19 protein-coding genes and 1 pseudogene are annotated in these 24,733 nt (G+C 47.7%); 10 read left to right on the top strand and 10 right to left on the bottom strand.

What is annotated here, in order from left to right; translation table 11 throughout:
• Nucleotides 1–11 precede the first annotated feature (11 nt).
• Nucleotides 12–203 (top strand): annotated as a pseudogene (locus OEZ43_11690) (IclR family transcriptional regulator).
• An 81-nt stretch (nucleotides 204–284) separates the two neighbouring features.
• Here OEZ43_11690 and OEZ43_11685 read toward each other — a convergent pair.
• Complete coding sequence (locus OEZ43_11685) at nucleotides 285–2,036, bottom strand: histone deacetylase family protein (protein MDH5546246.1); 1,752 nt, start codon at nucleotides 2,034–2,036, stop codon at nucleotides 285–287.
• Nucleotides 2,037–2,265: 229 nt separating this feature from the next.
• Here OEZ43_11685 and OEZ43_11680 point away from each other — a divergent pair, with 229 nt between their 5' ends.
• Nucleotides 2,266–3,705: a dicarboxylate/amino acid:cation symporter gene (locus OEZ43_11680; GenBank protein ID MDH5546245.1), complete on the top strand. Its 1,440-nt coding sequence runs from the start codon at nucleotides 2,266–2,268 to the stop codon at nucleotides 3,703–3,705.
• 10 nt (nucleotides 3,706–3,715) lie between these two features.
• On the opposite strand, the gene OEZ43_11675 is transcribed toward OEZ43_11680, so the two are convergent.
• Together OEZ43_11675 and OEZ43_11670 are read right to left on the bottom strand one after the other, a co-directional pair.
• The gene (locus tag OEZ43_11675; protein ID MDH5546244.1) at nucleotides 3,716–4,690 is read right to left on the bottom strand and encodes an alpha-E domain-containing protein; all 975 of its coding nucleotides are present in this window, start codon (nucleotides 4,688–4,690) and stop codon (nucleotides 3,716–3,718) included.
• A gap of 2 nt (nucleotides 4,691–4,692) precedes the next feature.
• Nucleotides 4,693–6,144, bottom strand: coding sequence for a circularly permuted type 2 ATP-grasp protein (locus OEZ43_11670; protein MDH5546243.1), 1,452 nt, complete (start codon nucleotides 6,142–6,144; stop codon nucleotides 4,693–4,695).
• Between the two features lie 362 nt (nucleotides 6,145–6,506).
• Here OEZ43_11670 and OEZ43_11665 point away from each other — a divergent pair, with 362 nt between their 5' ends.
• Entirely contained in the window at nucleotides 6,507–7,286 is a 780-nt protein-coding gene (locus tag OEZ43_11665) for a peptidase (GenBank protein MDH5546242.1), read from the top strand.
• A gap of 24 nt (nucleotides 7,287–7,310) precedes the next feature.
• Nucleotides 7,311–10,601: a transglutaminase family protein gene (locus OEZ43_11660; protein ID MDH5546241.1), complete on the top strand. Its 3,291-nt coding sequence runs from the start codon at nucleotides 7,311–7,313 to the stop codon at nucleotides 10,599–10,601.
• On the opposite strand, the gene OEZ43_11655 is transcribed toward OEZ43_11660, so the two are convergent.
• Nucleotides 10,585–11,613 carry a putative zinc-binding peptidase gene (locus OEZ43_11655; GenBank protein ID MDH5546240.1) on the bottom strand — a complete coding sequence of 343 codons (1,029 nt, stop codon included), beginning with the start codon at nucleotides 11,611–11,613 and terminating at the stop codon, nucleotides 10,585–10,587. The two genes, OEZ43_11660 and OEZ43_11655, sit on opposite strands and share 17 nt — an antisense overlap.
• 19 nt (nucleotides 11,614–11,632) lie before the next feature.
• Nucleotides 11,633–12,949, bottom strand: coding sequence for a mechanosensitive ion channel (locus tag OEZ43_11650; GenBank protein ID MDH5546239.1), 1,317 nt, complete (start codon nucleotides 12,947–12,949; stop codon nucleotides 11,633–11,635).
• Nucleotides 12,950–13,265: 316 nt separating this feature from the next.
• Between OEZ43_11650 and OEZ43_11645 the strand changes: the two genes are divergently transcribed.
• Nucleotides 13,266–13,805, top strand: a complete 540-nt coding sequence (locus OEZ43_11645) for a DUF1003 domain-containing protein (GenBank protein ID MDH5546238.1) — start codon at nucleotides 13,266–13,268, stop codon at nucleotides 13,803–13,805.
• A gap of 280 nt (nucleotides 13,806–14,085) precedes the next feature.
• Here the strand turns inward: OEZ43_11645 and OEZ43_11640 are convergent, their stop codons facing one another.
• A complete protein-coding gene (locus OEZ43_11640) occupies nucleotides 14,086–14,328 on the bottom strand; it encodes a hypothetical protein (protein MDH5546237.1) in 243 nt (80 codons plus the stop codon).
• A gap of 188 nt (nucleotides 14,329–14,516) precedes the next feature.
• Here OEZ43_11640 and OEZ43_11635 point away from each other — a divergent pair, with 188 nt between their 5' ends.
• Nucleotides 14,517–15,347 (top strand): LysR family transcriptional regulator, encoded by an 831-nt coding sequence (locus tag OEZ43_11635; protein MDH5546236.1) that lies wholly within the window; start codon nucleotides 14,517–14,519, stop codon nucleotides 15,345–15,347.
• Nucleotides 15,348–15,424: 77 nt separating this feature from the next.
• Here OEZ43_11635 and OEZ43_11630 read toward each other — a convergent pair whose 3' ends face one another.
• Nucleotides 15,425–16,402, bottom strand: coding sequence for a hypothetical protein (locus tag OEZ43_11630; protein MDH5546235.1), 978 nt, complete (start codon nucleotides 16,400–16,402; stop codon nucleotides 15,425–15,427).
• Between the two features lie 74 nt (nucleotides 16,403–16,476).
• Nucleotides 16,477–16,905, bottom strand: coding sequence for a hypothetical protein (locus OEZ43_11625; protein MDH5546234.1), 429 nt, complete (start codon nucleotides 16,903–16,905; stop codon nucleotides 16,477–16,479).
• 303 nt (nucleotides 16,906–17,208) lie between these two features.
• Between OEZ43_11625 and OEZ43_11620 the strand changes: the two genes are divergently transcribed.
• Nucleotides 17,209–18,408, top strand: coding sequence for a hypothetical protein (locus OEZ43_11620; protein ID MDH5546233.1), 1,200 nt, complete (start codon nucleotides 17,209–17,211; stop codon nucleotides 18,406–18,408).
• Between the two features lie 11 nt (nucleotides 18,409–18,419).
• Nucleotides 18,420–18,950 (top strand): PadR family transcriptional regulator, encoded by a 531-nt coding sequence (locus tag OEZ43_11615; GenBank protein ID MDH5546232.1) that lies wholly within the window; start codon nucleotides 18,420–18,422, stop codon nucleotides 18,948–18,950.
• 41 nt (nucleotides 18,951–18,991) lie between these two features.
• On the opposite strand, the gene OEZ43_11610 is transcribed toward OEZ43_11615, so the two are convergent.
• Complete coding sequence (locus tag OEZ43_11610) at nucleotides 18,992–19,798, bottom strand: methyltransferase domain-containing protein (GenBank protein MDH5546231.1); 807 nt, start codon at nucleotides 19,796–19,798, stop codon at nucleotides 18,992–18,994.
• 124 nt (nucleotides 19,799–19,922) lie between these two features.
• Here OEZ43_11610 and OEZ43_11605 point away from each other — a divergent pair, with 124 nt between their 5' ends.
• The gene (locus tag OEZ43_11605; GenBank protein ID MDH5546230.1) at nucleotides 19,923–20,816 is read left to right on the top strand and encodes a LysR family transcriptional regulator; all 894 of its coding nucleotides are present in this window, start codon (nucleotides 19,923–19,925) and stop codon (nucleotides 20,814–20,816) included.
• 104 nt (nucleotides 20,817–20,920) lie between these two features.
• Nucleotides 20,921–21,781: an AraC family transcriptional regulator gene (locus OEZ43_11600; protein MDH5546229.1), complete on the top strand. Its 861-nt coding sequence runs from the start codon at nucleotides 20,921–20,923 to the stop codon at nucleotides 21,779–21,781.
• A 131-nt stretch (nucleotides 21,782–21,912) separates the two neighbouring features.
• Here OEZ43_11600 and OEZ43_11595 read toward each other — a convergent pair whose 3' ends face one another.
• Entirely contained in the window at nucleotides 21,913–24,546 is a 2,634-nt protein-coding gene (locus tag OEZ43_11595; GenBank protein ID MDH5546228.1) for a response regulator, read from the bottom strand.
• Nucleotides 24,547–24,733: the final 187 nt, after the last annotated feature.

Genomic DNA, 24,733 nt, shown 5'->3' with positions numbered 1-24,733 from the left:
ATATGCATAACGGTTTTGCACTCGACGACGAAGAGGCGGAAATCGGAGTCGGTTGCATCGGTGTGTTAGTGCGTGACTCGTCGGGTGCCGTTGTCGCAGGACTTTCCGTATCCGCGCCAATCGAACGCAGAAAATCTGAGTGGATAACACCGCTACTAGAAGCAGGCAAACGGATATCGGCAAGACTCGGGTATTCGGCTTAAGTGATAGATCTGCTGAGGCTATGATTGAGACGATTGTTCCTGACGTGTCATTGTTAACGCATAAAGCACATCGAACTGAATTCAGTGACTCGTTGCTGGTTTTTTCTTACTAAAACCTTCCCAAAGACCGGTGAAGAAATGTTTTGCATTTGCGCCCAGGGTACGCGTCCGGTAACCGCCTTCCTGTACTACTAATATAGGCTTGCGCAGTTCACCAATCATGCGGCCGTTTTCAAAAAAATCCTTGGTCTGCAAACGCCAGGTTCCGGTCGGATCGTCTTTCGCTGTGTCTAGCCCAAGACTTAACACTACATAAACCGGATCAAATTTTTGTATCAGTTTGAGCGCGTCTTTCAGTGCCTGACGATAACGCTCTGCTGAGGTCTTTTCCGGCAAGGGGAAATTGGCATTGAACCCCAATCCCTCGTCTTCACCTTTTTCGTCTGCGAAACCGGAAAAATGTGGATAGGCAAAATGCGGGTCACCGTGTATGGAAACGGTTAGTACATCGGCGCGTTTATAAAAGATGTTCTGCGTACCGTTGCCATGATGAAAATCAACATCGAGTACGGCAATCTTGCCGTACTCACTAAGATAGTGGGCAGCAACAGCGGCGGAGTTGAAATAACAAAAGCCACCAAAGGCGCGTCGCTCCGCATGGTGTCCCGGTGGTCTTACCAGGGCATAGGCGATCGCATAACCCCCCAGAATTTCCTGCGCGCCGGTCAGTGCGCAATCGACCGCGCCGCGCGCGGCAAGATAGGCATTGCGATTAAGCGGCGTAAATGTGTCCATGCAATAGTAACCAACCTGTAATTCGATATCCTTTGGTGGTCGGGTTAAATTACGGATGGGAAAGATAATCGGATATATCGACTTGGAAAATGGAAGCGAGGCACAGGCCTTGTGGAGATAATCGACGTATTTTTTATCGTGTACTTGCTTGATATGTTTTTCCGGCATACGTCGGGGCAAAACGCGCTTAAACAAACCTGTCTTTTCAATCTGGTGCAAAATCGCAGAGATACGCACCGGCGCTTCCACATAGCCACGATCTTTGACGTGATGGATATCATGGCCATCGTTGACAATCAGGGCAATGCCACGCGTATGAATTTGCTGTCGTTGTGTCTTTTTGGTTTTGGCATATTTTAGTGGGCGCAACTCAGTGGGTTCGTCATTGAAAGATTGCACCACTTCTTCAATTTGTTGTTTCGGAATCACGTCGCCATATTTTCGTTCAAGAATGGCGCGAACGATCTTTCTAGTGATGGAGCGCTTCAGTACGACACCCTGGCCAAGGTCATCATAGACGAGATAATAGAGATCCGTATCGCCCGGTTTAACCGGAGAGGCATAGCAGTTATTAATGATAGGTCTGGCGCCGTAGCGTTCGTAAAATCTCAGGCGGGCAATGTTTTGTTTCAGCTCTGTCTGGTCGCTAATCAATGTTTCATCATCGACGCTACTCTCGAAAAAAATACCATAGGTATTCAAAGACAACGCTTCTTCTCTTACCCGTTCGTATAATGCGCCACCTATTCCTCCTCCTGTGCCAGTCGGCGCGGCGGAGATGAGTTCCAGATAGAGAATTTCCACATCTACCAGATGTAATAACATGGCAAAGCCTTTGACTTTACCAACGCCATCTTCCGCCACAAGTAAAATGGAACGGTATTTAAACTTTACCGGATCGGTCAGTTGAACCGGCATTTTCTCTATGTCAACCGGACGGGTTTTGGGAAACTGCGCCTTCATGATAGCCAACACCTGTCGTATCGCCTCTTGATTGCTGGGCGAGACGGTGTCGAAGATCTTTCTTATTCTAAACACAGAGTCCTCTCATAGGATTATGGCGCAACTATGCGCGATTGTATTACCTTACATAGCCATTTGGGAAAAGAAATATAGGTTTTTTACTTAAAAGATGCAGAAGAAAACATCGGCGTGTCGCCAGTGAACGTATATCTCGATAACTTTATATGGCTATAATAAAGCCAGTTTACATAATGCATTCCTCAATCCAGCGTAGACGTGTGAAACATTCCGACGAGCGGGAAATATGAAGATCGTAAAGCTTTCAGCCTCACCTTTGGAGCTCATTAATCCTCAGTCGCTGCGTTATCTCAGTGACAAACTGGCAGATCTGGTTAGCAAGCGTTTGTGGCTAAAGGTCATGATTGCGATGGTGTTAGGCATAGCCACCGGAATTACCATGGGGCCATCGGTCGGCCTGGTTCCACCGTCTATTGCCCATGTCGCAGGTAACTGGTTGGCGTTGCCTGGTCAGCTGTTCCTGGCGCTGGTGCAAATGATCGTCATTCCCTTGATATTTGCCTCTATCATTCGCGGACTGGCTGCGAGTGAAAACCTTGAGCAATTAAAGAAAATCGGGCTGCGCGTATTTCTGTTTTTCATCGTAACCACGGCGATTGCGACTACGATAGGGATCGCAATCGCGATGCTAATTAAACCCGGTTTGTCGATTAGTGCCGAGTTGGTGAAAAGCACGGTTTCGGCAGTCGCGACGGCGCCTGCGTCGACGACTATGACCCCACCGGGGATTGCGGATTTACCGCGCGCATTTGTCACCTTATTACCGCAGAATCCGCTTAGCTCCATGGTTGAATCGCAGATGCTACAGATCGTGATTTTTTCGATGATCATCGGCGTAGCGTTGATCAGTATGTCGCCAAAAAATTCTCGTCCCATGCTTGATCTGCTCGGTTCTTTACAAGAAGTGTGTATGACCGTAGTTCGCTGGTCGATGCGACTCGCGCCGTTCGCGGTGTTTGGTCTGTTGGCGCAGTTGACGATGAAAGTTGGCTTGGATGCGCTTTTGGGCATGGCTGTTTACGTGGCGACAGTATTACTCGGTCTGTTGTTGATGTTGCTTATTTATTTAATCATTGTTGCCGCTTTCATACGCATGAACCCGTTTAAATATCTGGCGGCGGTACGCGAGGTTATGCTGCTGGCGTTTTCCACATCCAGTTCTGCGGCAGTAATGCCATTATCCATAAAAACCGCCGAAGAAAACCTGGGTGTAAGGCCTTCGATTTCGCAGTTTGTTATTCCACTCGGCGCCACCATCAATATGAACGGTACGGCGCTTTACCAGGGCGTGGCCACGGTGTTTCTGGCGCAAGCGTTTGGCGTGCAGTTAGATGTGATGTCGATGTTGCTGGTAGTCATTATCGCCGTAGGTGCATCAATCGGTTCACCAGCTACACCTGGAGTGGGCATCGTTATTTTATCTATGGTATTAACGACGGTCGGTATCCCTGCAACCGGCGTTGCACTGATTATCGGTGTCGACAGAATTCTCGATATGAGTCGCACTGCGATTAATGTCAGCGGCGATTTAATTGCCGCCAAGGTGATGGATAAATGGGTGGGCGGAAGTACCTCGGCAGAAGAGTCACTGGCGCAACAGGAAATGCTACAGCGTATCCGCGAGAAATCGGGAGAAGATGTCATCATCGATGTCGATGACAGATAAGGCCGGAGATCTAGGTCGTCATGACCTGTTTTTGCTGCGCAGGCTTTTGTGCATTACGCTCGAGGGAAAAATAACTTGAGGTTATGGCCTGATGCAACTGCGCCAATTCTATTTGTAGCTCGTCGATCAATAAATACAGTTTATCCACCGCCAGACTCTCGAACTTGAGTCTTTCTACGTTCGCAAGAATGCTATCAGCGAGGGTAATTAGCTGTTGGCTTCTAGGCATGTTTGAAAAACAACTACGCACTTCCTGGATACAGTGCGCGAAGGAGCGCGGGAAGCGACGGTTTTGGGTAAGAAAACGTAATACATTATCGCGTCGAATAATACCCTGGACTTCCTGACGGAAACTCTGATAGGCGGACATGGAGTGTAATACGCTGACCCACTGGATTTGTTCAAAAGGAACCAGATCCTCGGTCTCGGTTGTCACGATGCTTTCCGTACGCACGTCGATGATGCGTGTGGTCATGTCGGCCCGTTCCAGATTGCGCCCCAGCTTCAAAAAACTGTAGCCAATATTGTGGAGCATCGTTCCCGCAAGCAGACCGGTTATCTGTTGAGTCTGTGCGATAATTTGTTGCAGAAACGCAAAGCGATTTTTTCGCGACAAGCCATTTGGCAATTCCTGTTTACATAAGTCATGCAAATTATTGATTGCCTCCCAGACATCATTCGGCATGATGTCGCGGATGGTGCGTGTGTTTTCTCTCGCATAACGTATGGAATTTACCAGTGAGCCCTGATTGCGTTGATCGGCGATTAAAAATTTGACCACTGCGCGTTCCGTAGGCTCGTCATAAAGTTCGTCAAACTGGCTACGGTTGCCGCTGATGTCTACCAGGGGTGACCAACCAACGGTGACTATTCTTGGTAGATCAAGTAACAGGTGAGAATTGACATTAACCAGACGGGCGGTGTTTTCTGCGCGTTCAAGATAGCGTGCCATCCAGTAAATACGTTCGGCTACACGGGACAGCATTACTAGGCCTCCAGGTCTACTATCCAGGTGTCTTTACTACCGCCACCTTGTGATGAATTTACAACAGTTGAACCTTTGCGTAAGGCGACTCTGGTCAAGCCTCCCGTCGTCACATAAGTTTCTTTCCCAGAAAGAATAAATGGGCGCAAGTCAAGATGACGCGCCTCCATGTGTTTGTCGATTAAGGTTGGCGTAGTCGACAGCTTCAACATGGGTTGCGCAACATAGTTGCGTGGGTCGTTGCGTATGAGTTTTATAAATCGCTCACGCTCTGCTTTGCTGGCATGCGGACCGATTAACATGCCATAGCCGCCGGATTCATTCGCAGGTTTTACAACCAGATCGCTGATATTGTTCAGCACGAATTCGCGGTCATCTTCGTAATAACACACATAGGTTGGAACATTGGGAATGAGTGCTTTTTCATTTAGGTAATACTCAATCATTTTGGGTACAAAGGCGTATATTACTTTGTCGTCGGCAACTCCTGCTCCCGGTGCATTAGCCAGGGCGACATTGCCTTTTTTCCAGGCGCGCATCAGTCCTGGTACGCCGAGCATAGACTTGGGATTAAAGACTTCAGGGTCGAGAAACTCATCGTCTATGCGACGATAAATGACATCAACCCGTGTCAGACCGTCTACGGTTTTCATATACACGCAATCATCATCGCCAACGATAAGGTCCATGCCTTCGACTAATTCGGCACCCATTTGCTGCGCAAGATAGGAATGCTCAAAATAGGCAGAGTTATAAATTCCTGGGGTTAAAACCACGATTTCAGGCGTTGTCGATTTTCGTGGGGATAGCGCGGCCAGCGTTTCATAGAGTTGTGATGGGTATTCGTTTACCGGTTGGATATGATAATTTTCAAACATCTCCGGGAATACACGTTTCATGACATGACGGTTTTCCAGCATATACGACACGCCGGAGGGGACGCGCAAATTGTCTTCCAGTACATAGACTTTTCCGTCGGCATCGCGAACCAGATCTGAGCCACAAATATGCGCCCAGATACCAAGTGGTGGAGTGATACCTACGCATTGAGGACGGAAGTTTTTTGAATCTTCGAGTAACTCTGCCGGCAGGATGCCGTCTTTGATTACAGACTGTTCGTGATAGATATCTTGGATGAAAAGATTGAGTGCTTTAACTCGCTGTATCAGGCCTGCCTGTATGACATCCCATTCCTGCTTCTCGATAATTCGCGGAACGATGTCTAGTGGCCAGGCTCGGTCAATCGAGCCTTCTTCATCGGAATACACGGTAAAGCTGATGCCCATGGACTTGATCGCCAGATCGGCAGCGGCGCGTCTTTCACTAAGTTCTTCATCGCTAAGTTTTGCGAGATAACGACAAATAGGCGCCGCGCTTTTTCGGGCCCGACCTGATGAGTGGATCAATTCATCATAAAACCCTTCGGCCTTATAATCTTTCCAGCGTATGCCCATAGTCCAAACCGTTGCTGTTGAGATGAACGCTTACGTTGTATGACACACTAACACACGGACGAGAAATTGTCCTGTTTTTATACTGGGTCAAAACGCAGGGTTTGCCTAAATAGAGAGTTTGAAAAAACCAGTATGTTCATCAAAATGAATGCTTTCTGAGAGTTACGCGATCAAGGCATTCCGCTCTACTCAATTTGTAAAGTCATGACTCGTTTGTTGAGAACTGGGGTCAGCATTCGGGTTCAAACGGCGATGACAATGGAAACGAGCTGGAATATTTTTTGAGCATAATATTGCTGTTTATCTGTTCTGGACTCAGCTAGAATCAGTTTTTCAATTCTTATAATAGAAGTGGTTTGGCAATGACATATTGTGTAGCGATTTCAACTAACGACGGCCTGGTATTTTGTTCTGATTCCCGCACCAATGCCGGGGCGGACATGTTGTTCTCTCATAGCAAAATGCACGTATTCACCCCTGGGCCAGATCGTTTGTTTGTCGTACTGACGGCAGGAAATCTTGCCACCACTCAAGCGATTATCGCGCGCATCGAGCAGGAAATGGAAGACGCCAGCAGCGGCAACAGTTTGCGTACCTGTGACAAAATGATTAGCGCGGCCAGATACTTTAGTCAGGTCAGCCGTGAAGAGCAGGCGCGTGCGGCGGAACATACTATTGCCGGCGTGGATACCTCGGCGACATTGATTTTAGGTGGACAGATTAAAGGTGGGCCGCCAGCAATTTATCTCATGTACTCCGCGGGAAATTTCATTTCCGACTCAGACGAAACTCCATTTCTGCAAATCGGCGAAAGCAAGTATGGCAAACCAATTCTGGATCGAATTCTGAATCGTGGGACCACACTGGAAGACGCCGCCCGTTGTGCGATTGTTTCCATGGATTCAACAGTGAAATCCAATGCCACGGTAGGCGCGCCAATCGAAGTGTTGGTTTATGAAAAAGACACCTTTGAAGCCGACCATTACGTTCGACTCGAAGAAGACGATCAATATCTACGGGACATTCGAACCACCTGGAATGAGGCGCTAATGCATGCCTTTGATGTATTGCCACGTTTTGAATGGGAAAAACGCGTACGTACCAGAAACAATGTGCTTCCTATAGTGCCGGAAAAAAAATAATCGCCAGTTGGTGAGGAGACTGTTATGTCGATCAGGGTAGCAGTCAGGCACCGGACTTCTTATCAATACGATCGCCCGGTTCAATTGTCACCCCATTTGGTTCGCTTGCGTCCTGCCGCCCATTGCCGGACGCCAGTTCTTGCGTATAGCCTGAACGTCACCCCTAAAAAGCACTTTGTAAACTGGCAACAAGACCCCTTTGGTAATTTCGTTGCCCGTTTTGTATTTCCCGAAAAAGTCAGTCATTTTTCCGTTGATGTGGAGTTGATCGCCGAGTTGACGGTAATCAATCCGTTCGACTTTTTTGTCGAGGAATATGCCGAAACCTGGCCGTTTGAATACGATGAGGATTTGCTGCAACAGCTGCAGCCTTATCTCAAGATACGCGAAGATGGCTCGCGCCTGCGCGAATGGGTGAGGGGTGTTAAACGCGAAAAGACGGCGGTGGTGAATTTTCTGGTCGAACTTAATCGGCGCCTACAACAGGAAATTGGCTATATCGTACGCATGGAAACCGGCGTACAGAGTTGCGAAGAAACATTAACCAAACTCACCGGTTCCTGTCGTGACAGCGCCTGGTTGCTGGTGCAGATATTGAGGCATCTGGGTCTTGCCGCAAGATTCGTTTCCGGTTATCTGGTGCAACTGGTCGCCGACGTTAAATCCCTGGATGGTCCTTCGGGAACTGATAAAGACTTTACCGATTTACATGCCTGGGTCGAGGTGTTTGTGCCCGGCGCGGGCTGGATAGGTCTGGACCCTACTTCCGGACTGTTTGCTGGTGAAGGACATATACCGCTAAGTTGTACGCCCGAACCTGCCGCCGCGGCCCCAGTAAGTGGTCTGGTAGAGCCCTGCGAAACCACATTCAGTTTTGAAAACAGCGTGGAGCGCATACACGAAGATGCGCGGGTAACCAAACCCTATAGCGAAGAACAATGGCAGGCCGTGCTTGCCTTGGGTGACAAAGTGGATGAAGACATCCAGGCAGACGATATTCGTTTGACCCAGGGTGGCGAACCGACATTTGTGTCTATCGACGATATGGATAGCGCGCAGTGGAACACCGCCGCACTCGGAGAGGCCAAAGAGAAACTGGCCCGCTCCTTGTTGCAGAGATTGTCGCGGCGTTTTGCTTCTGGTGGTCTGTTACATCATGGTCAGGGTAAGTGGTATCCGGGCGAACCTTTGCCCCGTTGGGCCTATAGTTGTTTTTTTCGCAGCGATGATGAACCCTTGTGGCACGCTCCTGAGTTACTCTCGCCGGTGGAATCGCCGCGATTCAATATAGGTGATGCCAGGCGTTTCATCCAAACCCTGGCGCGAAAACTTGCGGTAAACGAACGCGGAATTACCGCTGCATATGAAGACGTTGTGCATTATTTGCGTAGCGAATCCAGCCTGCCCGTTGATGTGGATCCACGCAAGGCCAATCTGAAAGACCCGATGGAACGGCGACGTTTGGCCAAAGTTCTCAGCGATGGGCTTGATGAAATAAGCGGGTATGTTTTGCCTTTGCAGTGGGTGGCGGCGAAGGAGCGCTGGCATAGCGCGCCCTGGACTTTCCGTCGTGAACGCCTGGTATTGTTGCCAGGGGATTCGCCGATGGGATTTCGCTTGCCACTGGATTCCATTGCTTTGGACAAGGCGCGCAAACATGAGCAACCCCCACGTGATACTTTCGAGGAACGAAACCCGCTGGTGTCTGCCAGTGAGATTGCCAGGCGTTATAGTTTATTCGACACGACAGTTGCGTCGACGCAGCCCATATCTGAACAGTCTCCAACAGAGGACAATGAAGACATTCCCCGCACCGCCTTGTGTGTCCAGCCACGTGACGGTCGACTATGGGTATTTTTACCGCCAGTAAGCCATCTCGAAAACTGGATTGAGTTGATCGCAGCAATTGAGGCGACAGCCAAAGAGTGTGAACTGGCGATAGACATAGAAGGTTACGAGCCACCGGCGGACGCGCGTATACGTAAGTTGGCAGTAACGCCGGACCCCGGCGTCATTGAAGTAAATATACATCCGAGTCGTGACTGGCGTGATCTGGTAAGCAATACCGAAACACTTTACGAGGAAGCGCGACAGACTCGGCTGGGTAGTGAAAAGTTTATGCTGGACGGGCGTCACATTGGCACCGGTGGTGGCAACCATGTTACGTTCGGCGCACAGCGGGCGTCAGATAGTCCTTTCCTGCGTCGTCCCGATTTACTCGCCAGCCTGATTTTGTACTGGCAACATCATCCTGCTTTGTCATATTTGTTTTCTGGTCTGTTTATTGGGCCGACTTCTCAGGCACCGCGTATCGATGAAGCGCGCAACGATGCTTTGTATGAATTGGAAATTGCCTTGCAGCAGGTGGTGCCTGGAGAAAGTACCGAGCCGTGGTTGGTGGACCGCCTGTTTCGCAATCTATTGGTAGACATAACCGGCAATACGCATCGTGCCGAATTTTGTATCGATAAACTTTACAACCCGGCCGGGCCTGCTGGTCGACAGGGTTTGTTAGAGTTTCGCGGCTTTGAAATGCCGCCGCATTGGCGCATGAGCGTTGTGCAGATGTTATTGCTGCGTGCCTTGATTGCCACCTTCTGGCGCAATCCCTATCACGGACGACCAGCGCGTTGGGGTACTGCACTGCACGACAGGTTTATGCTGCCGTTTTATGTAAAACAGGATTTCCGGCAGGTGTTAGACGATCTGGCGCAGGCGGGTTATTCCTTCGACGCTGAGTGGTTTGAACCGTTTTTCGAATTTCGCTTTCCCCACTTCGGCGAGATACACGTACAAACCATGCATTTTGAATTGCGCGGGGCGATCGAGCCCTGGAATGTGCTCGGCGAAGAGGTTACTTCGCAAGGCACGGCGCGATTCGTGGACTCATCGGTGGAACGCGTGCAGCTCAGTCTGCGAAATTTTAATCCCGAGCGCTACGCTTTGTGTTGCAATGGTAGACGAGTACCTTTGCAATCGACCGATGTTACTGGGGAGTATGTTGGCGGCGTACGTTTTAAGGCCTGGCAACCGGTATTCGGATTACACCCGCGTTTGCCTACCGATGCGCCATTGCGATTTGATATTGTGGATCTGGCCAATCGGAAGAGCATAGGCGGTTGTACCTATCATGTGGCGCATCCCAGCGGACGTAATTACGAAACCTTGCCTGTGAATGCGTACGAAGCGGAAGCGCGTCGTATCTCACGCTTTTGGAGTCATGGTCATACCACAGGTACGTTATCCGTGAGAGAAGAGCGAGCCAATCCCAATTTTCCTTGTACGCTCGATTTACGTTTCAGGCCGGTTGACTGAAGTTCTGACCGAGTGTGATGATCGAATCATTGATAAAATGCAGTTTGTCTGCAATTCCAGGCGTAATGACAAAAGGATAGGCATCGGCGAGTCCGAGGCTGCGATTCAACTCATTCAGTGTCACCGCAAGACCATCCCATATATTCAACAAATCTTCGAAACATTCGTTGCCATTGAGTGGAGCAATAGCGCCGCGTGATGATGCAGTTTCGATAGTGTCGGTCATGTGCAGGTAATGCGCAAAACACTCCGCCCAGTCTTCCAATGGATGGGCGCTGGCATAGGCACTAATGTGGTTCTGTTCCCAGCCATCAAGCGGACCTTGCTCGTAGAAACGTTTCAATGCATCCGCATAGGGAATACCTGGATCGCCGAACAGGCGTTGAAAACTCGTCGTTTCCGTCACCAGAAGTTCATAGTAGTAGTGCCCGGCTTCGTGTCTTAGATGACCGAGCAAGGTGCGATAGCGTTCATGACTCTGTTCTTTTTGCCATACACGTTGTACCTCATCGGCCTCAAGTACATTAATGGTAATGACGCCGTTGAAATGTCCGGTAGATACATATTCAAGCGTGGCGTCAGGATCAGTGCGCCTGTCCTGCAAAAAATCAAAACACAGACCGCGCGGAAAACCAGCAACAGGCGCATTCAGTGGTAGACCGAATTTTAGCAGGCCATAAACCAGACGACGCTTGGCTTCTTCCAGTTTCCCCCAACGTCGCAGATTACCCTCTTTACTGAGATCCGGAATGGTACGATTAAGGCGGCAGGTCAGACACAACTCATTCGGATCGTTTACGTCGATCAAGGCATTGCACACGCCATGTTGTATACCGTTGTGACAGGGTTTTACGATAAATCCGGAACGTGCAATGTGCCAGTTTTTTCCCCTGTTGGACAAGGTTAACAGTTGACCCGAAAAAGGTTCATAGCCCAGGCTATTATTGCATTGCGTACAGTGACGATTTTCCAGGAAAATTTCCTGACCGCAATCACAGAAGAATCTGCGCATAGTTTTCTCGCTCTCAAGCTTACGCTGTTGAATTCTCTCCCACCGTGACTATTCGCACTTCACGTTGAGGGAAGGGGATTTGGATGTGGTTGGCTTTTAGTGCTTCCCAAATCATGAATAACAAATCGCCGCCAACACGATTTTCGCCATCGTCTATACCTTGCATCCAGAACTCAATCAGTATGTTGATACCCGATTCGCCAAATTTTGCAATCTCTGCATCGGGGCGTTCTTCAATTGGCACATCGTCACCGCTGATAACTTTCGGGTGCGATGACACGACATCCTTCAATATTTGAAAAAGTTTGTGCAAATCGGTGTCGTAGGCAACTTGCAGTTCTATTGAATAGCGCTGCTTAGCGTTTTTGTGCGTCCAGTTGGTGAAACTCGTCGTAATAAATTGTTCATTCGGCACCATGATGTCCTTGCCATCATAGGTTTCCAGCAGGGTAGAGCGCATATTGAGTTCGCGTATGGTGCCTTTGCGTCCGTCTGCCAATTCAATATAGTCGCCAACGGCCAGGGAACGATCTAACAACAGGATGACACCGGATATAAAATTGGACGCGATTGATTGCAGGCCAAAACCTAGCCCGACACCGAGCGCGCCGCCGAACACCGCTAAGGCAGTAATATTGATACCCATAATCTGGAGTAACAATATGAATATCGCGACAAACAGAGCAACCTGGTAGAGCTTGGAGAACACTTCGCGGGTGCCCGGGTCGAGTTTCTCTTGTTGACGTATGACTCGCTGGCCGAACTGATTAGATAAACGACCAAGCCAAAAGAGTATCGCACCGAAAATGAATACCCGCACAATGCCATAAGCGGTAATTTTAATATTGCCGATTTCAATATATAGCGATTCAAGATAAGCGACGACATTGTCCAGCCAGCCAAATATCTGAAGAATGGCCACTGGTATGGCAACGTACTTAAGCAAAACCTGTATAAACAGGTTGTTGACCGCGCGTGATATCAGCGAAAAAATCAGCAAAATAATCGCGATTCCTTCACCAATGCGCACCAGCCAACTGTGTTTGATCATAACGTCGCTGATTTCAGTCGCGATGAATAAGGAAATAACTAATATCAGCGGGAACAATAAATCACGGCTCTGGTACACCACGTGACGCAAGGTGAAAAAATATCCTTCTGCCGGCTTGTTTCTGAATAGTGGAACGCGAAATCGTATAAAGGCAGATATCGTATAGGCGATCACGAAAGCGAACAACGCCAAGCCAGCTTGCTCGTATACGTCAGGTCGCGTTGCCCAAGTTATAACATCGGTGGAAAACTGAGTGAATAATTCGTGTAGGTTTTCAAAAGTCACTTTTATATACCTGAAAACGAGCTGGCGGCTAACGAGCTTTCAGCCTGATTCTGAAATCAGCGCTGTAGGAATCCTAGCACATGAGAAAATATTGCGCTGTAAGTTCGGCGAACCTGGGCCTTGTAACAATACTTTTTTCCGATACGGAAAATAAGGCTTTGAACGGTAGAATGATGGTAGATAAGCGCTAAACGCTACCTGATGGCCGTAGTGACGGATTCTACTTTGATCGCGAAGGCGAGTATTTGCTTTCAATATAGGCGCACTACATTTTTCGGGCTAGAATTAGGCCAATCATATATGACAGGAGTTCGCCATGTTGAGATATTTCGAGAATCTGGCCAGGGCCTTGCTGGGCATGAAATACGATGAACTGTCCAAGACTGAGAAGAAGGTCATTGCCAGTATCGCCAATTCAGAGCCGGTGGCGGAGAATATTAACCAACGATTTGTTGAGGAACAGACGCTAGGTCAGCGTTTAGCCGACAAGGTAGCGACGTTTGGTGGTTCCTGGACGTTTATATTTAGCTTTATCCTTGTGATGGCGGCGTGGATGATTATCAACTCCGTTATGCTCGCCACTCACGAGGCCTTCGATCCTTATCCCTATATTCTGCTTAATCTGGCGCTATCCAGTTTGGCTGCCTTGCAGGCACCGATCATCATGATGTCTCAGAATCGCCAGGCGCAAAAAGACCGGCTTAAAACACAGGCCAGTTACGAAGTCGCACTGAAGTCTGATCTCGAACTCATGCTATTGCATCAGAAAATAGATCGCATCATGGACCATTTAACGGTGGAGAGTTTTGTGCAGAATAGTGACATGAAGCTGCACAGACCTGATCCGACTCGATAGAGAAAAAATGAAAAAGGGCGCATCACCAGACAGTGAGCGCCCCGACGGCACTAACAGTTGTGCGTCTTGAGGAAAATCTTAACTCTCGCTATTTGCCCAATCGTCGTAGTAGGTCTGATCGTCTTGGGGATGCCTTTTTCTAGAAATCTTTTCTCTAGTTGGCTTAAATTCCCAACTAGGTGAATCACAATCAAAGTCATCGATTTCATCGTCGGCGTTAAAATCATAATCGAGAGTATTCATACAACGTACCTGTCAAAATGGTTTTCAATTAAGTCGATTAATTAGCAGCAGTAGCTTCGTTTGAACCAGCTTCTTCGGTGTTGGCTACGCCACCGTTAGCACTCATGCAATCTGCCATGAAGTCCTGACGGTCTTCGGCGCTTTCGAATGACATGCTTTCGGCTTCTGCTGCACAAGCTTCCTGGGCAGCGGCCTGGTCTTCGTTGGCGAATACTACAGAGGCAGAAGTTAACATCAGTGCTGCCATGGCAGCGAGTAAAGTTTTAACAACAAGTTTCATATCTTTTTTCCTCAATTTGGTCATCTAAAAAAGAACAGCATGGTCTTAATGCCATCTGCTTATGGCTATTAACGGAAAAAAATACGTTCGAGTAAAGCGCAAAAAACAGGTAGTTACGATCGAAATATTCGATTATTATACTGTCTATAAAAGACGACAGTTTTTAACCGATCACGAGGAGAAAAGTCCTGGATACTGAACAACTTAGAACTTTTCTGGAAATCAGCCGCACACGCCATTTCGGGGCTGCAGCGAAGAATCTCTTCTTAAGCCAATCAGCCGTTAGTTCCCGTATCCAGGCGCTAGAGGATCAGGTGGGCGCGCCACTGTTTGTGCGAGAACGCAATAACATCCAGTTGACCCCTGCGGGACATCGCCTACTTCATCACGCGGAGGACATTTTAGCCGCCTGGAATAGGGCAAGGCAGGGCGTTGCTGCCGGCGTTGAGCGGGGAGATTCTCTGGCCATCGCCGGAACGCCTAGCCTCTGGGATATCCTGCTACAGGATTGGATACATCATTTGCACAAGGAAATGCCGGCGGTCTCCATTTATGGCGAAGTTTGTGACGCGGAGGTTATCCATCGACGCCTGCTCGAAGGAACCATTGATGTGGGTTTCTCTTTTGAGGGTAGCCACAACCCTAAACTGGTATCGGAACGAATCGCGCAGATTCCCCTTGTTTTGGTGTGTACCGATGCGTCTGTCAATATTAATGACGTGTTTAATTACAACTATGTGCTGGTTGATTGGGGAGTGTCGTTTGCAATCGATCACGGACGCTTGTTTCCCGATATCAACCCGCCGGCGACGCGCTTACCTCTAGGGCGTATTGCGTTGGCGTATTTGTTGGATTGCGGAGGCGCTGCCTATCTCGCCGAACCCATGGTGGAGGAGGCCATAGAGCAAGGCAAACTTTTTCGTGTCGAGGGCGCGCCTGTTATTAAGCGATCGGCTTATGCCATTTATGCCAGTCGATCCGAGCGCAGAGAGTTTATTAAGACGGCGTTGAATATTTAGTTCTGGCTTGCGTAGTATTACTTTGAAAAGATTTTGTATGGGAAGAAATAGAGCATGAATACTTCAATAGAAAATTATCAAAAATAGAATCTAAGACTGGTAAACAAGGCAAATTGGTTAAGTTTTACGTCGTCGATTTTATGCGTTTCGAGGTGATCATATGTTACGACGTATCCAAGTTGAGAACTCCGATTCATCATATAGTCTAATCGAAGAAAAAGACCTGGGAATTTGTCGGTGAAACGGGTAGAGGGATTATCCGGCGTGGATAGGTAAGAGGAAATCGGAATAGTCGTACCTGCACCCAGTCTTAGCCTTTCATTTAGTGCAATGGGTTTGTGCATTCCCAGTTTTATAGACGCTTGAGAAAAGAAATATTGGGATTGTTGCACTGTTGAAAAATACGCGGTTCGTGTCGCGTGCAAACCAATTGAGATGTCGACTTTTAAGGGGTAAGTGACTCTAAGGTTGACACCCGGAAAAATTGCGGAGCTAAACTTCGGCGCCGATTTTTCAAACACGCCGTTTATAACAGACTGTTCAATACTAGAACCCAAGTGAAAATCAATAAACATGGCGGTGGGAGCCCTCTGTGACAATATGGGCTTGTAACAATCGCACTCCTTGTCTCTATGAAACCATTCCCAAAAAACAAATTGTTGATCTTCGCCAAACATACCAATTCTAGTATCGATACGATAATTGCCTTTTTGCCAACTTGAGCGATGGATGTTTGGACTAGCCAAATAGATTAGTCCTGCTTCCAAACCGATAAAACCAGCAAATGCAGCTATTGAAAGTGGATCTGGAGACAGGGGGATAAGCGGGAGCGAGGCCGCAGCAAGTGCTTTCGTTGAATCCAGTACAATTTCACCTTTTATTTTTCGTATTTTGTCTGGTTCGCCCCAATCTTTAACCAGGCTAGGATAGGTTTGTTCATCAACCAAGGGTATGCCGTTTGTCTCTAAATGATAGCGTTCGATGTCTGGGAATTGATCCATCAGTTCTTTGGGTTCGAGAAGAAACGCATCTTCATTTGACGGATACTTTGACAAGCCATTGCTTGCACAAGCACTGCAACATATGATCGCGGTGCAAACAAGCAATAAGTTTATATACTCAGATTTCATCACAGCTGAAAACCCAGACCGCCAAAAAAGGTGTACATCATTAAATAAGTTTTTCCTTCAAGATACGACGCGCCTAGTTCAAATGAAAAAGAAGAATAGAAATGTTTAACGGATCGCTCACGTCCGAGTTCATACGTCAACGCATAACCTCGTGTTTCTTGATCGTCTATCAATTGTCGAAAGGAATGTATGTTTAAGCCGTGAAACCAGGCAGTATCAAGATATTTTGGAAACGTGAAACGATATCCGAGCCCAAACCAGTGTTGAGGGGCAGTAGCGTTCTCGCCCGCAAAACTATAAAAAGCCCTAATGCCGTGACCACTTCGATGTGTCAATGTAGTCTCAATAGGTAGTATAAGTTCATCCTGATACACCATTGCCAAGGGATAGGCAGCGACGGAAACGCTGTTTTGGCGTGGCGTGGACACACTCTCCGCAAAGGCTTGGGAAACGCAACAAAAGAAGAGGAAACACGAATAAAGGAAGTTTTTCATTTTTCTAATTGTTAGACGGTGAACACGAGTCGGAATTTTATCCTGTAGATTCAACACTTGCCAGTATGAAACGTGAATACTACTGATTCAAGTCTAAGGAACTCCTTTCGGGGCTGGTCATTTCTAGTTCAATCCGCAATGTGATGTGAATCTCGCGGGCCAAACCAGGGGCTAGACAAATATATCTATACGATATATCGTAACGATACAAATCGTTTTGGCTCAAAGGTAAAGTATATGAAAAACAATAGTCTAGTGATTTTTGCTTTCATCTGGCTGCTGTCGGCTTGCTCAGATCACATTCCGCCACCGCCACTTAGTGGCCCCTGGAAAGCGGGAAGCACGACATTTGAGATTTCAGATAGTAGCCGTTGGCTACAGGTCAGGGCCTGGTACCCCAGTGAGCAGGAGACGGAGAACAAGTTGCTGTCCAGCGATGAGCACAGTAATAGTGCCTTTGCCGATTCTATCGATATGCCGCGATTTCTCATGGGAGGCGAGGATGTAAGTCGCTCCAGTTTTGACGTAGAGATTGCGGCCGGTAAGTTTCCGGTGTTGATCTTCAACCACGGCCTTATGTCGTTCGCGAGACAAAACGTCACGCATTTTGAACAACTCGCCAGCCATGGTTACATCGTGTTGTCTGTGGCGAATCCGGGTGTTTCGATGGTCGTCGTGCGTACGAATGGGGAAGTGATAGTCGCGGACAAAAATAGTCCGGCCTATCTCGCCCTGGAAAAACAAAAAAATGGTGCGAAAGAACTCGCGCCTGCGTTGGTAAAAGATATCGAGAGCGCGAAAGCAGCCAAAGACTTCACGAGCTTTAGTGAGTCTATGGCAGTGCTCGCCAAGAACCCGGTATTCGAACCAATGACAGCTGTTTTCGAGTCTGTGTATGCCAATAACGTGTTACTGTTCTCGACATTGAAAAAAATTCAAAACGGGACACTTGCCACACCTATTGCGGGGCATCTGGACTTGGACAACATCGGCGCATTTGGTCACTCTTTTGGTTCGATTATGTCTGGGGTACTGGCAATGGGTGATTTTGGAGTGAAGGCCGCATTTGGAATGGACGCACCACAACTAAACCTGGCGATAATACCTTATCGGCAATTTGATGTGCCGGTTTGCTATGTCTACGCAGACAACGTGAAGTTTGCAGACGAGATACTTGACACAGGATTTATTAATAAACCCTTGTTAAAGACAAACAACAGCTGCGAGGCGGTGTTTAAACAAAGCGCCCATTATAACTTTACCGACTTGAATTTGGTTACTCCGTTACGTTTTTCACCGATGTTAGGTAAGATAGACAATGCGTTGATGGCAAACAATATCGAAAAATTGCTACTGGGTTTTTTCGATCAACACCTCAAGAAAAAGACGTCGCTATCTAGCCTGCAGCTCGATAGCGTGGACTTGCGTATCTACTAAAGAGCGAACCTATGCAGGATAAGATAATACTCGGGATGCTTTCACTGCAGCCTATGAGTGTGTATGAGCTAAAAAAGAACATGGACAAGTCTACCTCCATGTTCTACAACACCAGTATTGGATCGATACATCCTGCCTGTCAAAAGCTGTTGGCAGCTGGCTTGGTTGAATGTGAAGAGGACATCGAAAGTAAACGTGCCAAAAAAACGTTTTCTATTACGCCGCAAGGTAGGAAAGTCTATAGGGAATGGCTAGAAAGTCCCTTGGGTATCGGAAAAATAAAAGATGAACTATTGTTAAGATTGTTTTTCTTTGCCGATTCTGACGACAAATGGAAAGAGGTTTTGCAATCATATCTCAAAGACGTTCGTTCTATGCGGATGGAACTTGAACAACAAAAGGCAGCAGTGGATCGAAATGCTATCCCACAGGTCTTTCAACGTGCAGCACACTTCCAACTCGCTACACTTGATCTGGGTTGCGACTACTACGAATTTCTCGAAAACTGGTTGGTGAAGTTTATGGAGCAAAAGGTTCCTTGATCATTCGGGGCCCGCTCTGCGAACAGGCCCCGAATATCATTTTACTTCGTGCCCACTGCCAGCCATGCCTTAGCAGTCAAACTCGATTTTGAAGCTACGGTTTCACGCAAATAGGTCAGCGCAATTTGTGTACTTGCTTGCCATTGTTCGTCGGTCATACTTTGTTTTAGCATCACTAATGGCGCGCTGCCTTTAACCATGTCGTCCCAATATGTTTCAAGTGAGTTGATTTTCACTTCACCTACAACCGGTTTTACATCAACGTTTTTAAATCCAGCACGTCGCATTTCATCACCAAAGAAATCCGGATTCTCGAGTGACTCCACTTCTTCCTGTGGTTCAGGCATATCGGGTTTTATTGCGCGTAGTGCACCGAACACTGCGTGCATTGCGGGAGAATGTGACAGCGGTGCCCAACTGGAAATAACCGCTTTTGAACCGGGTTTGAGCACGCGCAGAACTTCGGCGTAGCCCTTGGCGCGATCGGGGAAGAACATCAGGCCGAACATGGAAAAGGCTGCATCGAAAGAATCGTCGCCATACGGAAGTTGTTGTCCGTCGCCGTAATGAGTCATGATGTTGTTTATCCCTTGTTCTTCTATTGTTCGATCCAAGATGTCGAGCATCGGCGCAGAAAAATCCAGCGCATGAATTGTATTGGCCAAAGGTGATGCCGCCAATGCCAAGGTTCCTGGTCCACAAGCGATATCAACAATGTCATGTCGTTTGTCTATACCGACGAATTCCAGTGCCGCCAGCGTGTACGCGTGGAATAGCTTCATGGTGATTTCCGCATAGCCCGGCGCGACCAGATCCCAGGGTGTCTTATTGCTCAACATTCCGCCCATCGCTGTGTTCTCCTTGTCTGTTTGTATTTGCCTCAGTCGGTGTTATCTTAGGTTGTTCGTTATTGAATTTGAATTAGCTAAATACGGAAAATCCATTTGCAAAAATAGACAGGCTGGGTGGCTCATGACAGATGCGACAAATATGGACTGGAATGATCTTCGGATAGTGTTAGCGATCTGCCGCGAAGGGAGTCTGGCGGGCGCGGCCCGGGCGCTGGGCAGTAGTCACAGTACTGTTTTTAGACAAATCAATAATATAGAAGAACGGTTCGCGACCCGCTTTTTCAACCGAACCCCAATCGGCTACGAGATGACAGAGGCTGGGGAGCTGGTGCAGCGCATGGCCGGTAATATCGAGGAGGAAATACTGGAGTTGCGGCGCGAGCTCCAGGGCAAAGATACGCGCCTGCAGGGAAACATCCGTTTGACCGCGCCCGAAGGTGTCAGTTACTACCTGCTGCTGCCGCACCTGGAAAGCTTCTATCGTAAACACCCTGAGATAAATATCGAATTATTAGTCTCGCCAGTGGATTTCGAGATGTCACGCGGGGAAGCCGACCTGGCGCTACGCATGACGGATGCGCCGCCGCAAAATTGTATCGCCAAGAAAATTTGTGATTTTAAAATGGGTTTGTATGCCAGTCATAGCTATCTGGATCAAGTAGGAACACTGGATCTAAACGAATATGAATATGTGCTTTGCCGACACTACATACAGCCGTTGCGCAATACGATCTGGAAGGACAAAACACTCCCTCGTATGAAACTGGTTTCTGACAATATTCTGGTGGTCGCCAGGGCCGCTGTCGCCGGCATGGGTGTAACGGCCTTGCCCTTTCTCATTGGTGAGCAGGAATCTTCACTAAAACGCATTAGCATTCCTGACATCGATAAATTCAAAAGTGTGCTGTGGATACTCACCCATGCAGACCTGCGTCAAACCGCGAGGGTGCGTGCCTTGATGACTCACCTGCATGAGAGTATGCAGCAAGACAAGCGCTTTATTGAAGGTGAGTAAGGTCGACACGATACAACGCTCTAAAATAGCAAGCACGGAAAAGCGTCAGCTGTTCTGATCAGGCATTCTAATGCCGTGTTCGCAGCAAACAGTCGGAGAAAGTCATGGAACGTAGTGCTACCAAAGATCAATATGCTGAACGGCTGAATAAGGTCAGACAGTATATACAAAAGCATCTGGATCAGCCTTTATTGCTAGCCAAAGTTGCCGAGATTGCGTGTATGTCACCGTTTCATTTTCACCGGCTTTTTCGCGCACACACTGGAGAGTCGCTTAGCGCCTATGTACGCAGACTTCGTCTGGAAAAAGCGGCGCTACAATTAGTGGTAAGTCAGGATGATATAACTCGCATTGCACTCGATGCGGGTTATGAAACACCGGCGGCATTTAATAAAGCCTTTAAGCAGCGATTTAATATGTCACCGACCAGCTTTCGACAACACCATGCCATTGTTAGCGAGTACCTTCCAGACGATACAACGCTGGAGTTGATCAAGATGAACGCAGAAATTCTAAACATCGAACCAATTGAAGTTCTTTATGTGCGCAAGACAGGAGAATATTCCAAGGCAGCAGAAGCCGCGTGGGGCGGCATGATGTCGTTTGCCTATCCCAATAAACTAATGAAACCCGATACAAAGATGATAGGAGTAAGTTACGACAGCCCGGACATCACCGCCGCCGACCAACTGCGCTATGACGCCTGTATTACCTATGAAGGGAATGTGCAGGAAAAAGGGGAAGTGGGCAAACAAACACTCGCTGGCGGGCGCTATGCAAGATTTTTACACAAGGGTAGTTATGATCAACTTGATAAAGTCTATAACAGCATCTTTGCCGACTGGCTGCCCAATAGTGGGGAACAGGTGCGTGACCAGCCACTATTCGAAATATATTTGAATCGCGATCCGCGGAAAACCAAACCCGAGAATTTACGTACGGAGATTTATCTGCCTTTGCAATAGTAGTGATAGTGTGAGGTATTGGAAATAGTAGACACCGGGCTTGAAAACGGCCCGGTGTTTTTTTTCGGACAATTGAATCAATACTTTCCTGGAGTATATGTATTTTTGACTACGCCTACTTATTATGCGTACTAGCTCGGACGCTCGAGAGACTGTAAACCACCGAGTACAAGGTTAAGCGCTCTTATTACTTTATCCGTATAGGAATCCAAGTCGGGTGCATGTTCTTTACACGCCAATTCCAGCTCTCTCGCGGCGGTGGACAGGGTATCAGCGCCGATGGTGCCGGATAGTCCCTTGAGTGAATGCGCAAGCCGGCTGGCCTCCTCAAAATTTCCTTGTTGTTTTGCGGCAAAAAATTTCTGTTCGAAGTCTATGTAGCTATCGCGAAAACCGGTCAACAGTTTTAGATAGAGACGCATGCGATGGTTGAGTCGGCCCAACGCAGTTTCGGTGTCGAGTCCTGGCAATTTTAGCTTAACGGATTCATCTTGCGTTTCTGTATTTGTGGCCGCTGCTACGGGCTGTTTGGGTTTGATCCACCTGGCGAGCGTGCGAAACATTTCACTAACGTTTATCGGCTTTCCAATATGGTCATTCATGCCCGATTCGATAGCCTTTTCCTTATCACCAGACATCACGTTAGCCGTCATGGCAATAATGGGTAGGTCGCTGCAATTGGATTTTTTACGTATTTCGCGTGTCGTGACATAGCCATCCATTACAGGCATTTGGCAATCCATGAGTATTCCATCAAAGCTATCGTTTTCCAGTGCATCCAAGGCCTCAGCGCCGTTATTTGCTAAGACGACAGATATGCCTTTCTCGGTAAGTATCTCAGTGGCCAATTCCTGGTTGATATGGTTATCCTCCACAAGCAAAATTTTGCTGCCCTGCAACTTTGTAATGGCGCTTTCAACATCGTGTTTTAGCACGCGGGCGCGGCTGCGTAACACCATGCCCTGGCCGAGTGTTTCTTCGATAGCGTCCAAAACAGTGGACGATGTAATCGGTTTGGTGAGATAGGCAGCGAGTTCGACTTGTTGCTGTGCAAACTCCTTGTCCGCAAGTGACTGGGCCGTTAGCATCACAAACTTAGGTAAGACTTCCAGCGTTTCATCGTCTTGAATTTGGCGTATGGTCTCTATGCCATCGAGACCAGGCATGCGCCAATCCATAAATACCAGATCATACGGTTGTGTGCTGTGTGTTTGTCGAATGCGTTTTATCGCGTCTTCACCATTTGTCGCGGTATCTGCTTTCAATCCAAAGCTTTCCAATATCTCTACTAATAGCTCACGCGCCAGGTGGTTGTCATCGACGACCAGAACAGGTAATGCACCAAAGCGCGTGGCTACATCGCGCAGATTGACTTGTTTATCGCTGACTTTAAATCGCAGGCGTGCGTGAAACGTACTACCTTCACCGGGCGTGCTCTCGGCCCAGACGTCACCGCGCATCATCTGAGTTAGTTTTTTTGTAATCGCCAGGCCTAGACCTGTTCCCCCATATTTTCGCGAAGTGGAGTTGTCCGCCTGACTAAACGACATGAAAAGTCTTTCCAACTGTTCCGGTTCAATACCAATACCAGTATCGCGCACCGAAAAGTGTAAACATATCTGCTCGCCTTGGCATTCTTCTACATTGATGCTAAATATGACATCTCCCCCTTCGGGAGTGAATTTAACCGCATTGTTTCCCAAATTGGTCAGTATTTGTCCCAGACGCAAAGGGTCGCCGATCAACTGTCGTGGTACCTGGGGATTGATTTTGTACATCAATTCAATATTTTTCTTCTCAGCGTTGAGTCCCACAAGTGAGGCAAGATTGTTCATCACATCATCGAGATGAAAAGACAGATTTTCCATGTCGAGCTTTCCGGCCTCAATTTTGGAGAAATCCAGGATATCGTTAATGATCCCGAGCAGATTTTCTGCGGAGCTATGAATTTTTTCAACGTAGTTCTTTTGCTTTGGATTTTCTGCTGATTGTAGCGCCAGATAAGACATGCCGATTACGGCATTCATTGGGGTGCGTATTTCGTGGCTCATATTGGCGAGAAAGGCAGATTTTGCAAGATTCGCCGTTTCTGCCTGTTCCTTTGCCAAAAGCAAATCTTTTTCATAACGAGCAGAAAGTTGCGAGAAATGAATGAGTATGGCAATCATCGCGGCAAATATGGTAAGCATGGTAGCTACGCCAGAATACTGCACAGTTGCGGCGTCCAGCTCCAGGTTTATTCCAAGAAAGTGATCACCGACATACCAACTCAGTCCCCATACTAACACCGACAGTATTGAACTATAGATGACGAAGATTCTCTCGTGTTGCCAGGAAAAAAGTATGAATGGAATGGCGGCGGTAATTATTGTGTTCTGACCGGTGTACGAATCAAACCCTGAGAGTTGTATTCCAAAGAAGACGGCGATGTTTGTTGTCGTCAACCATATGAGACGGGCCGAAGTGTGCCGGTTTTTTCTATGTAATACGCTTGCCAGTATGAAACCACCCGCAGCGACAGTGGTGTTTGCGGCTAAAGTCGTGTAGTCAAGCGAGTAGGCGATCAGCGCCCACGCAACGCTCACTATGGCAAGAAGATGTGTAAGAAACGAGGAAATTCGTATACGTCTTTTGAAATCCAGATTCTGAAAGTAGCCAATACTTTTAGGGCGAGTTGCATAGCTGAATCGCGACTCACCCTCTTGCGAAGATTTGTCAGATCGACTGATAGGTTTGGTGACGTTGTACTTATCCTCAATTGCCAACGTAATTCACATCTCTAATGGCCATGAATGAGTGTTAATCACAAGAACGAGTACATACAAAAAAATAGTGTTTTCTATGCTATTTCAAGATGTATGAACTGCTTAGACACACTCTTGTTTACGGTTGAGTTTTCTACATATTAATGGTGGGAGATATTTGTTTACATGTAGTGACACATGAAGTCAG

Source organism: Gammaproteobacteria bacterium (assembly GCA_029881255.1).
GTDB lineage: Bacteria > Pseudomonadota > Gammaproteobacteria > S012-40 > S012-40 > JAOUMY01.
This window is presented reverse-complemented; position numbering and strand designations above follow the sequence as displayed.